Annotated in this window: 9 protein-coding genes; 4 read left to right on the top strand and 5 right to left on the bottom strand. The window is 47.6% G+C overall.

The features are described 5' to 3' along the window. The 4 genes from B5Z18_RS08320 to B5Z18_RS08305 all read left to right on the top strand — a co-directional run. A partial coding sequence (locus B5Z18_RS08320) for a Calx-beta domain-containing protein (RefSeq protein ID WP_159454237.1) occupies positions 1-4245 on the top strand: 4245 nt, incomplete at its 5' end. A 58-nt stretch (positions 4246-4303) separates the two neighbouring features. After that, complete coding sequence (locus B5Z18_RS08315) at positions 4304-5218, top strand: PorP/SprF family type IX secretion system membrane protein (RefSeq protein ID WP_079468904.1); 915 nt, start codon at positions 4304-4306, stop codon at positions 5216-5218. Positions 5219-5237: 19 nt separating this feature from the next. Continuing rightward, positions 5238-7388, top strand: a complete 2151-nt coding sequence (locus B5Z18_RS08310) for an OmpA family protein (protein WP_079468903.1) — start codon at positions 5238-5240, stop codon at positions 7386-7388. A gap of 43 nt (positions 7389-7431) precedes the next feature. Beyond that, positions 7432-9915: a Calx-beta domain-containing protein gene (locus B5Z18_RS08305; protein WP_079468902.1), complete on the top strand. Its 2484-nt coding sequence runs from the start codon at positions 7432-7434 to the stop codon at positions 9913-9915. Positions 9916-10188: 273 nt separating this feature from the next. On the opposite strand, the gene B5Z18_RS08300 is transcribed toward B5Z18_RS08305, so the two are convergent. From B5Z18_RS08300 to B5Z18_RS32685, 5 genes are all read right to left on the bottom strand, one after another. Beyond that, a complete protein-coding gene (locus B5Z18_RS08300) occupies positions 10189-10683 on the bottom strand; it encodes a GNAT family N-acetyltransferase (protein ID WP_079468901.1) in 495 nt (164 codons plus the stop codon). A gap of 4 nt (positions 10684-10687) precedes the next feature. Continuing rightward, entirely contained in the window at positions 10688-11323 is a 636-nt protein-coding gene (locus B5Z18_RS08295) for a DsbA family protein (protein ID WP_079468900.1), read from the bottom strand. 60 nt (positions 11324-11383) lie between these two features. Then, on the bottom strand, positions 11384-12088 hold the full coding sequence (locus B5Z18_RS08290) for a PrsW family intramembrane metalloprotease (RefSeq protein ID WP_079468899.1): 705 nt from the start codon (positions 12086-12088) through the stop codon (positions 11384-11386). Continuing rightward, complete coding sequence (locus B5Z18_RS08285) at positions 12085-13773, bottom strand: DNA polymerase/3'-5' exonuclease PolX (protein WP_079468898.1); 1689 nt, start codon at positions 13771-13773, stop codon at positions 12085-12087. Before B5Z18_RS08285 ends, B5Z18_RS08290 begins: the two co-directional genes overlap by 4 nt. Positions 13774-13893: 120 nt before the next feature. Further along, the coding region (locus tag B5Z18_RS32685) for a hypothetical protein (RefSeq protein ID WP_200817215.1) at positions 13894-14094 on the bottom strand (201 nt) is incomplete at its 5' end.

The raw sequence follows: 14094 nt of genomic DNA, 5'->3' as shown, positions 1-14094 counted from the left end.
GGTGCATCCGGCGTGGCGCTATTAAAAGTAGCATCGGATATTTTAGTAGAAGATGCAGAAGATATACATGTTACACCTGTAGTGAGTGATGCGCTTAGTACAGTATACACCTTCCTGCCGGCTACAATGGATATGAGCATTAAGGATGCGCAGTATCCTTTCCCTGCGGGCGACTCCGTGATCCTGAGCAGCACACCCGATAGTATTTACGAAGGAAGCAGCGCTGTTATTACCGCTACCTTCCCGCATGGCTGGAAAGCCGGTAAAGACTGGGTAATTAACCTGGCGAAGGATGCTGTGTCTTCTACGGTGGCAAATGCCCGCCACACGGCAGTACCAGCCAGCGTTACTATCCTCAAAACTACATCCGCTGCGGCTACTTCAGCCATCACCGCAGGTGCCAATGCGATACTGGACGATGAAGGTATACTGATCATTGATGGCAACAAGGGTAATGTTAACATGCCGGCCACCAGTGCAGACGTGTACATAAAGGATTACACTGAAAAACAACCCAACGCAAGAAAGATGACGCTTACCCCGGATGCCACACTGGTTCCGGAAGGCAATAAAGTGATGGTGACCGCAACGGTGCCTTATGCATCTACAAAAGATGTAAACATCCAACTGGCGGTAGACAATGCGCTTACTACGGCTAAAATCGTTGACGACTATACGCTGTCGGCTACTTCCTATGTGTTACCGCACGGACAAACCACCGCTACCTTTGAACTACTGAAAACAGTGGCTGATAAGGTACTGGAAAAGAATGAAGCCCTGGTGGTGAATGCTACCGTTAACGGATATACGGTGAATAACCTCCCGCTGGCGATACAGGATCTTACCCGCAACGATGCCGCTAACCTGGCATTAAACATTACGGCCTGGAAAACACCACTGACAGAAGGAGATAGCGGCGCTGTAACGCTTAGTTTGCCTGCCGGCGTTACCACTGATGTACCTGTTCATATACTACTGCCACAATCGGCAGGCAGCGCAGAAGCCGGACTGGATTATGTACTGGCGCCTGATGTGTATCTGAACACGGGCAACAGTATCGCCACCGGTTTGAAGATTAAGAAAGATAACTTCACAGAAGGTCCGGAAAACTTTACCATTAACGCCAGCGCTACCGATGGCATCAGTACGTATACCATTAATAAACCGGTGTTCACCATCGATGATGATCCAACACAGTATCCGTTGCCGGCGCCTGTTGTGCTCAAGAGTACACTGGCTGCTATTGATGAAAACGGTTCCGGTGCAGTGCTGAGTGCGCAGCTGCCAAACAACCTGCAGGCTGGTAAAGACATCACTATACATGTATCTAAAGACAACACACTGAGTACCGCGGTAAATGCAGATCATAATGCTTTACCATCTCCTTATGATATTATTATTAAAAAAGGACAAAACACAGGTACCCACACATTTGCGCTGAAAGCGTTGAAAGACCTGGTGCTGGAAGATGATGAAACCGTGGTGTTTAAAGGCAGTATTACAGACGTCACTTTTAACACCGCAGTTGTAAAAGATACCACCATTACGATTAAAGACAGAACACACGATGACCCGGTTACCGGCTTCATACATCTTACCGCCGTAACTGCGGGTACTAAAGTACTGGAAGGAAATGCTTACCAGGTGAAAGTAAGCCTGGCGCCGGGTGTTACTGCCAGCAAGGATATCCTTGTTATCTTAAACAGGGATGCAGCATCAGTGGCATCAGCAGGAGACATTGATAATTTGCCGGCTAGCGTAACCATTCCTGCAGGCATGCCCGATGTTACTTTCTCCTTTACTGCTAAAACAGACTTTATACTGGAGAAACCGGAACTGTTGTGGATAGCTGCAACGCCACAGGGATTTGCAGGTATGAAGGGAGATAAATTATCTGTAACAATTGATGATGCTACACGCTTGAATCCTGATAACCTGAAAGTAGAAATGCGTATAGACTCCTCCGTTATACATGAAGGCAGCAGCAGTGATGTAACCATCGGGTTTGTGAACAGCCAGATCACTTCTTCTGAAGATGTGGTGATCAACATCGGCAGAAACGCCGTGTCTACCGCAGATGATGCGGACTATACCGGTGTTCCTGCGCAGGTAACGCTGGTAGCTGGAGTACATAATAAAGTATACCAGCTGAAATTAACAGGAGATAATATACTGGAAGGAGATGAGCAGCTACAGTTTACCGCGCAACTGGTAACAACAGGTTATACACTTTCCCAGCCAGGTATGGTGCTGATTCCTGAAACCGGCGACATGCGCGTGGTATTACAAAAGAATAAAGACGCCGCTGAACCGGCTACACACGGTGCTTACACGGTGAAATTGCCAGGTAGCAGCACCGCAGCCGCCGATGTGAAAGTAGTGTTCTATGTAAGCAGCATTGCAGGCACTACCAATATTGCGCCGGTGCAAACATCCGCAGTAATCCCGGCCGGACAAAACAGTATATCCGTTCCCGTGAATGTGATCGATAATAAAGTAATAGAAGGAGATGAGCAGGTGAAATTGTCGCTGATGCTGGCACAGATGAAACGGTTTAACAAGAACATCGCACTGGATGTAGATGATAAAGACACCGTTACACTGATCGTGCATGATGATGAAAGTACCGCCCCTGGCCGTGAAATGATGATCGCAAAAACAGCAGATGCCACCGAACCGGATGTGCCCGGATCTTTCCGCGTGCGGTTCTCGGATACACAGTTATCTGCCGTGAAAGATGTGAGTGTAGCCTATACCGTTAGCGGTACTGCCGTAGCAGACACCCGTTACCGTAAACTGAGCGGCACGGTGCTGATCCCTGCAGGCCAGAATGGTGCAGACATTAAAGTACTACCCATCGATAATAACATAGTAGAGGGAGATGAAGATGTGAAAGTACAGCTGGGAGCGGTGAGCAGTAGCATGGCAGGTATTACCTGGCCGTTATCAGCCAGTGCAGCGGCTGATGTAATCATTCATGACAACGATACGCTGGTGGTGGAAATATCAGCGGAAGCAGCTACTGCTGCAGAAGGAAGCGGCGTGAAGTTTACATTGAAATCGCCTGCGTCAGCAGCCTACGATGTGCCGGTACGCCTCCGCATTACACAGGATGCCGCCCGCACGTTTACTGCTGCGGAAGGTACGGTGAGTGGTAACATCTTAACGATTAATATGCCGGCACTCACGAAACAACATTCGTTTATTATCACCACCGGCGACAATGACATCAATGATGATGACGGGTTCCTGAAAGCAGCTATACTGCCATACATTGGCGGTAGCAGCACCCTGGTATACAAAGCCGGCGCCACTGATACTGCGAGGGTGGCCATAACAGATAACGATCCGCTCACGCTCTCCTTTGCTGCCGATAAGTTCAGCGTGAAAGAAGGCAATACCGGCGAGAACACACCGCTGCGCTTTAACGTACAACTGAGCAGGCAAAGCTCCCGCCCGATTACGATTAATTATGATTTTGAAGCGTCCGTGGATGGGGTATCTTATCCTTATATGGATTTCAAAGCCACGCCGGGTGTTGATTTCGACAACACTGTTACACAAACGGTGATCCCTGCGCTGCAGACTATCGGACAGGTAACGGTGAATATTAAAGGTGATACTACGTTTGAACAGAATGAAACCTTTATCCTGAAGATGACCACGGTATCGGTGCCTTCTGGTCAGCATACGCCAACTTTAGGCGAGCCATCCAAAGCTACCGGTGTGATCCTGAACGATGATCCGATGTGCGGCAGTTGTGATACTGATGGTGATGGCTTAACAGACAAGCAGGAAGATATCAATGGCAATGGTGATCCGTTTGATGATGATACAGATGGAGATGGCATTCCTAATTTCCTTGACCTGGATTCTGATGGAGACGGTGTGGCGGATTCTGTAGAGAAGTATAGTACAGACGGGCGTCAGATCAATAACAACAGCGGTAAGATCCGGGTGCATCCGGCCCTTTCCCCTAACAACGATGGTATGGGAAATGACGTGATGTACATTGAGAATATCGACAAGTATCCGAATAATGAGGTGGTGATCTTTAATCGTTGGGGCGGCACCGTATTTAAGTTGCAACACTACGATAACAAGTCGAAGAACTTCCGTGGTAAAGCGAATGCGGGTGGTAGTTCAGGAAACGATGTGCCGGACGGTTCTTACTTCTACAATATTGAAGTAGAGATCGATGGTAAGAAAGAGCGCTATACCGGGTTTATTGTGATAAAACGTTAACGGGCATACGAATTTAAAGCAGGATGCATCTGACAAAAAAATATTTAAGCTGATACCTATGAAAAAGCATCTTATGAAAGCTTTAGGGGTTACTATCTTATGCTGGTGTTGTTGTTTACAGGTTGCTGCGCAGCAGGAACCCTTGTATTCGCAGTATATGTTCAACGGCATGATCATCAATCCGGCTTATCCTTCTATGGATGAATCTTCCAGTCTTACGGCAGTGGGCCGTAACCAGTGGGTGGGTGTGGAAGGGGCTCCTAAAACGGCCACGGCTTCATTTTATACTCCTATAAAGGCCACCAATACAAGTTTTGGCGTATCGCTGATGAATGAAAAGATCACCGTGAATTCGCAAACGGCGGTGAACCTGAATGTTTCCCAACGGGTAAAGCTCAATGAGAAGATTTACCTGGCGCTGGGATTGAAGGGCGGCATGTCGCATTTCAGGGAAGATAATAGTTCCCTGACTACCACCGACCCGGTGTTTGCACAAAACCAGAGCTACTGGAAAACGGATGTGGGCTTCGGTTTTATGTTGTTTACCGACCGGTTCTTTATCGGGTTGTCGTCGCCTACTTTCAAGAGTTTCGACCTCGGCAACAGTGTGAATAAAGTAGTGGTGGAATCGCACTATTACCTGCAAACGGGTTACCTGATTAATATTAATGATGATGTAAAGCTGAAGCCGAATGTGTTGTTGCGGCAGGTGAAGGGCGCGGGTTTTCAGTATGATCTGAATGCGAATATTCTCCTGAAGAACCTGATATGGCTGGGTGCATCGTGGCGTTCTGAAAAAACGATGACTGGATTGGTGCAGGTGCAGGCAACGAAGAACCTGCAGATCGGTTATTCTTATGATACGCCTATGCAGTCGAATCTGAAAGGCGCGCAAACGGTGTCGCATGAAGTGATGATTAATTATCGCTTCTCCTGGTCGAAGTGGAAAGTGGTGGCGCCGCGTTATTTCTAATTTTAAAATCAAGAATGGTATGCGAAAATACAATTTCTCTTCCCTCATACTTTTTCTGAGCATTGTTTCCCTGTTTGTTTCCTGCAGTTTTGTAAAAGACCGAGTGCAAATAGGCGGCTTGGGAAGTATGGCTAAGGTAAAGCGTGCGGAACGGCTTTACAAAAGACAAGAATACGAAAGGGCGATCTCGCTGTGTAATGAGGTAATTAATAATGGCGGCAGCGAAGAAGTTTTGCGCCGGGCCAAGTTACAGTTGGCGCGGGTGTACTTTGAAACAAGGCAGTTTGAGAAAACGATCAGTTTGTACGATGAGTTGTTGTACAAGCCGGAGAAAGACGTGCTGGTAACAGATGTAACCAACTACATTGATCTGCTGAAGCGCACCGGAAGGGTGGTGAAAGCCCAGGAGATCAGCGCCGTGTATGCCAGTAACTATAAGAATAATGCGCGTTTTACCAACCTGAAAGAGTCGCTGGTGAATTACTATGGTTTCTTTAACCGTGATTCTATGGAGAATATACGGGTGGACAGTCTTCGCCTGAACCTGCCCGGGTATCAGTATGGACTGGCGCTCTACCGTAATAACATTGTGTTTCTTTCCAATGATATCCGGAAAAACGAGCAACAATCTTTCTATACGAATTCCAAACTATACCAGATTTCAGAAGATGGCGTAGAGCCTTTTAATAATAGCTTGCGGGGAGTATTACAGGTAGGACCTGCTTCTTTCTTTGATAACGGGCAAAAGGTGATCTATACTTCCAACCGGTTTACCGATGTGAAGAACGACAAGAATTCTTATATTAATTATAACAATGGTACGCAGTTGTTATCTGCTGTTTATCAACCGGATCATGATGTATGGAGTAAACCACTGCCGGTGAAGCTGGGGAAAAACCTGGAAACTTATTCTTTCCTGCACCCATCAGTTGCACCTAATGGTAAACGTTTGTACTTTGCGTCCGATATGCCTGGTGGTCAGGGTGGTACAGACATTTACTACACCGACTGGGACAAGGAAGCCAAACGGTGGAAAGCGCCGGTGAACCTGGGTCCGCAGGTAAATACCAATGGAAATGAACTGTATCCTTTTGTGGTGGGTGATAAGTTGTTCTTTTCGTCGAATGGCCTCCGGGGATTTGGTGGACTGGACATCTTTGTAATAAATATAAAAAAACCGGAAGAAGGAACTGTACATTTGCCGTATCCTGTGAATACGCAGTTTGATGATCTGAATCCTGTACTGGATGAAGGCAAGCTGTTATTATATTTTACATCAGACCGTTCAGGCGCGCATGATAACGATCATATTTATGTGTTAAACCTGAAGAAAAATCCTTTGAAACAACTGGACCTGCCTTATCCCGGCAAGCCGGTAAAAGAAGATGACCGAGTGCCTTATACCATGAATCAGACGGATACCCGTCAACAGCTGACTTTAGTAGGAACCAAACAATACGATAACCTCTCCGTGCAACCGCCGGTGGTAGATAAAGTGGTATTGAAACCCGTTCCCGCAGTAGCCGTTGCCGTTAGTCCCGGGCGCAAAATGGTGGATTACGCCAATGATGTAACAGACAGTTCTCCCGAAATTATTCCCTGGCAAAACGATCACCCCGGTAACAGCAATACCCAACCGGTAGTTGTTGCTACTGCTACCGTGCAGCCGGCATATACCGGTCAGGCTGCCTACAGCAGCCCGGAAATGGTATCCTGGCAACAGCAAGCCAGTGGCCCAAATGCCACTACTAACGGTGTGGGTTACACGCTGGTAAGAGACAGTGCGGTGAAAGCGCTGGAAGCGTTGTGGAAAGTTCCTGGTGTGATTTACTACGATCTGAATTCTTTTGTTCCGCAGGACCAGGAATGGCGTAAGCTGGATTCTATTTTCCGGATATGGAAGTCGAACCCGCACCGGATCATACTGGTGAGCGGGCATACCGATATTATTGGTACCGAGCGGTATAACCTGTCGCTGTCGAAGAACCGTGCTGTATACATCCAGGAGTGCCTGCTGAGCAGGGGTGTTACTCCTGATAAAATAAGGATCAATTATTTCGGGTCTACCCGCCCGGTATGGATTGCGGGGAGCCAGCGACCGGAGGCCGACAGGGAGTATTTTATACAACTGCAGGGCGTAAACAGAAGGTGCGAGATTAAGATTCAATAAACTATTTATCGGTTATTTTTTAGCGTATATCAAACTAATACAAATGAACAAATTTTCCTCACTAATGCTATTACTGGCGGTAGGCACACAGGCCTTCGCACAGGAGATGCCTGTTGTGTTTAACAAGAGCTTCAGTGCTCCCAAAAACCAGTATAAGAAACTGGCTATTGCGGAGAACAATGCTATTGTTGCCATCGGAGGCGGAACAGATAATGGTTGCATTACCAAATTATCTGCAACGGGTACTCTTATTTACAATGCCAAACTGAATAAAGGCGGACTGGTAGCATACCAGGACCTGATTTTACTGCCGAAGAATGAACTGGTGGCTGTAGGTGGCGGTACCATTGCTTATGGTAATGCCCGTATTACCAAATTATCTGCTACCGGCGAAGTAGTGTTTGACAAGAGCATCGGTAATGGTCAGGGTGGTTATTTTACCCGGATCATTACAGACCGTCATGGCAATTACATTACCGTTGGAGTGGATGGCAGCAAGCCTGCGCAGGCCCGCATCACCAAGATGACGCCCGATGGTAAAGTAGAATTCGACAAGGGTTTTGGCGCACACAATGTTTTTACCAATGTGCTGATAGATGAAGATGAAAACATTGTTGCTGTAGGTGGCGACGTGGGTGATGGACAGGGAAAGGCTTACATGGTGAAAGTAGATGGAAAGGGAGAGAAACAATTTGAGCTTTCTTTTGGTAAACCCGGCGCTACATTTGAAAAGATGTTGCTCCTGGAAGATGGCGCAGTACTGGCTATGGGCGGTGGCGCTTATGGTACCGGCAACGCCAGCCGTATTGCGAAAGTAAATGCCGAAGGCCAGGTAGTATTTGATAAAGAATACAGCACTGCAGATGGTAAGTTCAATGCCATTAAAGTAAACGACCTGGGGCAGATCTTCGCCTGCGCAGAAGAAAAAGACCGTGGCCGCATTGTTAAGCTGCGTCCTGATGGTACTGAGTTATTCAATAAAGAAACGGATGCCGCTTTATACGCACTGGAAGTAGGTAAAAACGGAAAAGTAGTAGCGGCAGGTGGTAACGTGAGCAACAACACCGGTAAGATCGTGAAACTGCTCCCTGATGGCACTGTTTCCATTGATAAAAACCTGGGTTCTGTATTCCAGCACCTGTTACTCACCGAAGACGATGAGATCTGCGTAGTGGCAAAAGAAGGCTACCGCATGATTAAGCTGAGTCCTGATGGTGAAATGATGTTCGACAAGCAGCTGGGCAAGTATGATGCAAAAACCACACTGGCTTCTTTGCTGATGAGCCCTTCCGGAGAAATCCTGGCAGCAGGCGGCGGCGATGAAGATGGTAACCGTATTATTAAGATCAGTCATGGCGTATCTATCAATGACATCGCAGTTTCCGAGCCATTGAACGGTTTATCCAATGCTACGCTCACCATTACCTTATCCGGGTTTTTAAGAAGCAATGGTGTTCGTACACCCGTTAACGTTCATTACAAAACTATTCCGCATAAAGGTGGCGCCGGTTCAACCGACTTTGATGTTACCGAAGGAACAATTTCCTTTGTGCCTTCTGAGTTTGCAGCAGGCGCTATCATCTCCAAGTCCATCCAGATCCCTGTAAAGAGTGATAACCTGCTGGAAGGTAAAGAAGCTTTCCATGTGGAAGTGCTGGATGCATCGGAGCTGTATCTTACCAAGTCGAAAGGAGAGGTAACCATCCTGGATCAGCCGGCTATGGTGAAGTTCATTGGCGGTAACAATGGTGCAGAGCCGGCTACTGATGTAGTGTTTTCTGCCGGTTTGTTTAAACGGGATAATACCCCGCTGATCAATGCCACATCCAAACCAGTTAGGTTAACTTACAAATTTGGGAATGGTACCGCGCTGCCGGGAGCCGACTTTGTAAGCAGCATCAAGGCGCCTTTTGTAATTGACAGCGGCGCTACCACTGCGAGTTTGAATGTAAAGATCAAAGACGATAACCGCTTCGAACTGGCCGAAACCGTTGTGCTGGTATTAAGCGAAATTAAAGCGGAGAATGAAGCGGTAGTGGGTTATCACGGCGATGTAACTTCCATTTCTGCTTCCCAATACATACAGGATCAGCCGGCTTACATCACCCTGGTAAAACTGACAGATGCCAATGAATCTGCCACTGCACCTGTGAGTATGTTTAAATGTATCCTGGTAAAGGCTTCAGACCAGAGCGTACAAACCAATTGCACCGGTAGTGATATCAACATCTTCTTTGGTGTGGATTCTTCCAGTACAGCCGCTTACGGTAAGGACTATGTGATCATGAACGGCGACATGGTAAAAATTACCGGCGATTGCGCTTTCAGCGAAACCGATATACAGGTGGCGTTGGTAAACGACCGTGTAAAAGAGATAGATGCCCTGGTATCCGTGAAACTGCGTGATGCCACTGCTGCAGCAAATGCAGGGGTATTGAAAATTTCTCCTGAGCTGAAACTGAATAAGGCGGTAGCTGTTATCCATGACGATGATAACGACGAAGGCACCGTGCTTACAGCCAAATAATAACGGCTTGGATCAATAACCGATATACGCGCTTCAGGCACACCTGCATTCCCGCATAGTTAGCTATGCGGGAATTTTTTTAGAGAGATATTAAACTTAAAAGCAGCATCTTTTATATTAAAATATAAAAGATGCTGCTTTTTTATGTATGGATAAATCCGCTTATCAGCCGTTCTCGTACATAACGTTAGATTAACATTATTTTTTAAAAAAGAGTTGTGTCTTTTAATGGTTAACTTGGGAATAGCCTGGTATCTCCTTACCGGGCTTTTTTTATAGCGGTTTACGCATTACATAGTCGTCCATGATATAGCCGCTGCCGATATCGGTTTTCTTTTCCTTATAAACGCTGAATCCCTGTTTTTCATAGAACTGCTTTGCTTTGTTGAAGCGGTTTACGTCGAGTTCGAGGATGTTTGCGCCGCGTTCTTTTACCTGTTGGGCCACCTGTTCCAATAGGAATTTACCGACTCCTTTTCCCTGGTAATTTCCATCGAGATAGATCTTTTGCAGTTTGAAGATGCCGGGTGTACCGGTGGTGCTGTAGGAGGCAAACCCGATGGGAGTGCTATCGTCCTGCAGGATGAGAAACTGATGTTGCAGCTCCGTGATCTGTTTGTTCAGGGAGGCGGTGCTGTACATCATGTCTATCATATATTCTATTTGTTCCGGTGTCAGAATAGGCTGATAGGTAGGTCTCCAAATCTTTTCTGTGAGGTCCTGTATAACAGGAATATCGTTTACGGTAGCTGTTTTGACGTGGTACATAAAGTTATAAGCTGTTATTTTCTCTCAGTATATTTTCTATGGTTTCTTCCAGTTTATCCAGGGGCGTGTATCCCCGTGCGCAAAGGTAAAGTTGTTTACCGGTATCGAGGATGGCCGCGGGGAACCCGGTGATGCCCCAGTTCTGGATCAGCTGGAATTCCTGTTGGGTTTCGTAGCGGTAATTTTCATCGTGCAGGCGGCTGATGAATTCATCTTCCGGCAGGCTGAATTTTTTGATCAGCGAGCGGTAGGTGCTGTCGTTGTTCAGGCTCTGGCCATTATAGTTGAGTGCTACCTGCATATCGTGCGCAAAGGTGATGGCATTTTCCGGCTGGTATTGTTTAAATACTGTGAGGGCGATGCTGGGCTTTTCTGAATCCATAATTTCTTCCGAGGGGAGTAGTTTCTCCAGGAAGGCGGCGCCAAATTTCACACCTGTTGCGTTTTCCACATTGGTATGTTCGCGCTGGATGTATGCCTTCATGGAAGAGAAAGGATGGCGGTTATCGCCGGTGATCATTCCACCGGAGAGGATATCGAATTCCATGTTCCCATTGCTGCGTTCCTGCAGTTGCTGTACTACGGGGGTGAAGCCATAGCACCAGCCACACAGCGGATCGTATATATAAATGAATCTCATAGCAGTCGGCTTTTAGCGCCTTACAAAGGTAACTAAAAGCTGACTGCAAAACAGGTGACCTCAGGTGTTCTCTTCTTCAAAAAAGTGTTCCTCGTGCAGTTTTTTGGAGAGGGCGCTGTCCTTTCGTATAGCCTTGATGGATAGACGTACTGCAAAGATGAGGGTGATCACCGAAGCTCCCATGAGGAAGATATTATTACCGAGAAAAAGGAAAAAATCGAATGTTCCGTGAAAGAAAACGGCGATCATGAGTGCTTTGAACAGGAGTGAGCTGCTTTTATGCGGCACAAATTTAGCCAGGCCGGCATAATACCCCATGAGTACTGCAAAGGCGCCGTGGGCGGGCACGGAGAGGAACATGCGGGCTATCCCGGTGCCTACGCCGAACCTGCTTACATACGCAACATTTTCAAGCGTGGCGAAGCCCATCCCGATCATTACTGCGTATACGATGCCATCCAGTGGTTCGTTGAATGCTTTTTTGGGATAGGCGAACAGCAGGAGTACCAGGAACTTGGCCAGTTCTTCCGAGATACCGACTACGCCATAGGCGAATGCCGCGGTTCCGAGGAGGGTACCATTATTTTCGCGGAGGCCCAGCTCTACTGCGAGGCCCTGTACTGCCAGTGGCAGGGCTACGCAGAGCATGCCCAGCAGGAAACTTTTTACCAGGAGGCTGGTGGGTTCCCGGTCGTATTTGTCTATCAGGTAAATAAAAAGACAGATGGCAAAACCCGGCGCCACAGCCAATGCCAATAGCATCATGGAAGGATATTTTTTTGTTGCTTACGTTGAAGCAGGTAATTATTCAGCATGTCAACAGTGTAACTGCTAAGATTGTTTGTTTTTGTGATGCCTCCTTTTTGAGCGGCGAGGGTACCGTACCTGATATCCTGGAATCCGTGGATGCTGTGGGCATCGGGATCTATGGAGATGAGCACCTTTTTTTCCAATGCATAATGCAGCCAGGTCCAGTCGATATCCAGCCGGCGCGGATGTGCGTTGAGTTCTATTATCACGTTATGTGCGGCACAGGCGTCGATGATGGCTTTATGATCTACAGGGTAACCGTTGCGGCTGAGAAGCAGGCGGCCGGTCATATGTCCGAGGATGGTAGTGTATGGATTTTCGATGGCTTTCAGTAGCCGGGCCATTGCTTTTTCTTCTGTCATTTTGAGATTGGAATGCACAGATGCAATTACGAGGTCAAATTTTGCCAGGATTTCATCCGGGTAATCCAGTGATCCATCGTTGAGGATATCGGACTCTATGCTTTTAAAAATGCGGAAAGGCGCCAGTTTTTTATTCAGCTCATCAATCTCCGCGTGTTGTGCCAGGATCCTTTCTATATGGAGGCCGTTGGCATAAAAAGCGGAGCGGGAGTGATCGCTGATCACGAGGTATTCGAAGCCCTGTGCTTTGGCGGCGGTGGCCATTTCTTCCAGGGAAGATTCGCCGTCGCTCCAGTTGCTGTGGGAGTGGATGATGCCTTTGATATCGGAAGCAACGATGGTTTCCGGCAGTTGGTGGTTGCGGGCCAGCGTTAATTCATTGATGCCTTCCCGTAGGAACGGCGGTATATAGTCCATTCCTGCTGCGCTGAAGATAGCTTCTTCGGAGGTGGCGTTGTGGAGGAAGGTGGCGCCGCCTGCGGCGTTGAATTTATCGATAAAGGCAGGGGAGCCGGTAGTGGTAAATAAAGTAGCGGCGAAGCTGTCGGCAGTGCAGCTATGCGTGATTACTTTGAGTTTTTCGTTCAGCTGCCATACCAGGTTATCTGCGTTGGCGGTGGTGAGTGAAAAACCGGGGAGCGCGGCGAGTTGTTGTTGCACTACATCTACCGGTGCGGCGATGAGCAGTTCTATTTCATCGATGATGATGCTGTGGCGGCGGAAGGCGCCGGTGAGTGAAACGGCTGCGGGGGCCAGGAGCTGCTGTAGTTGTTTTTCCAGTTCCTGCCCGGTGGCGGCTACCTCTGCGAAGAGGAAGCGGTGGCGGTTGGAGAGATAGAATTCGATGTTCTGGCGAACGCTTTCCTGTGTTTTGGCGCCGAAGCCTTTGAGGAGCATCAGGCGGTTTTCGTTACAGGCATAGAGGAGTTCGCCCATGGATTCTATTTCCAGTTCTTTCCAGATGGTGGCTATTTTTTTTGGTCCCAGTCCTTTGATCTTCATGATTTCGAGGATCCCGGCGGGGGTAATTTCTATATAATGATTGAGCAGGGAGCATTGTTGGGTATCCAGCATTTCGAGGATATTTTTCCCGGTAGATTCCCCGATGCCTTTGATCCGGAATATTTCATCGCGGGGGGTATCTTTCAGGGGAGTGGGCAACTTTTCTATGGTGAATGCTGCGCTGGCGAAGGATTTGGCTTTGAAGCTGTTTTCTCCGTGGATGTCCATCAGTTTGGACAGGAGGGAGAAGTTATCTGAGATTGAATAATTATCCATGCCGTAAAAATACGGAGTTACGTGGAAATTGCGGAGGGGGATTGTGTTGGAGGATGGGTATAAAAAAAGATCCCGGCATAGATGCCAGGATCCTTATAACTACATTTTGTAATTCCGATCTTAGTTAGCCGGAGCTGGAGGAACTGTTGGTGCAGCAGCAGGTGCTTTTTTAGGAGCAGCTTTCTTCTTTGCAACAGCTTTCTTAGCAGGAGCGGCTTTCTTAGCAGCAGCTTTCTTCTTAGGAGCAGCTTTCTTAGCAGCAGCTTTTTTAGGAGCGGCTTTCTTAGCAGCAGCTTTCTTTTTAGGAGCAGCTTTCTTAGC

The sequence above is a fragment of the Chitinophaga ginsengisegetis genome (assembly GCF_900168065.1).
GTDB lineage: Bacteria > Bacteroidota > Bacteroidia > Chitinophagales > Chitinophagaceae > Chitinophaga > Chitinophaga ginsengisegetis.
The sequence above is the reverse complement of the archived record's forward strand: the minus strand, read 5'-3'. Positions and strand labels throughout refer to the sequence as shown.

Bases quoted from the DNA above. Each gene is read 5' to 3' on its own strand.
- B5Z18_RS08300 (WP_079468901.1), bottom strand. From the start codon at position 10,683: ATGTACCACGTCAAAACAGCTACCGTAAACGATATTCCTGTTATACAG.
- B5Z18_RS08315 (WP_079468904.1), top strand. From the start codon at position 4,304: ATGAAAAAGCATCTTATGAAAGCTTTAGGGGTTACTATCTTATGCTGG.
- B5Z18_RS08305 (WP_079468902.1), top strand. From the start codon at position 7,432: ATGAACAAATTTTCCTCACTAATGCTATTACTGGCGGTAGGCACACAG.
- B5Z18_RS08290 (WP_079468899.1), bottom strand. From the start codon at position 12,088: ATGATGCTATTGGCATTGGCTGTGGCGCCGGGTTTTGCCATCTGTCTT.
- B5Z18_RS08285 (WP_079468898.1), bottom strand. From the start codon at position 13,773: ATGGATAATTATTCAATCTCAGATAACTTCTCCCTCCTGTCCAAACTG.
- B5Z18_RS08295 (WP_079468900.1), bottom strand. From the start codon at position 11,323: ATGAGATTCATTTATATATACGATCCGCTGTGTGGCTGGTGCTATGGC.
- B5Z18_RS08310 (WP_079468903.1), top strand. From the start codon at position 5,238: ATGCGAAAATACAATTTCTCTTCCCTCATACTTTTTCTGAGCATTGTT.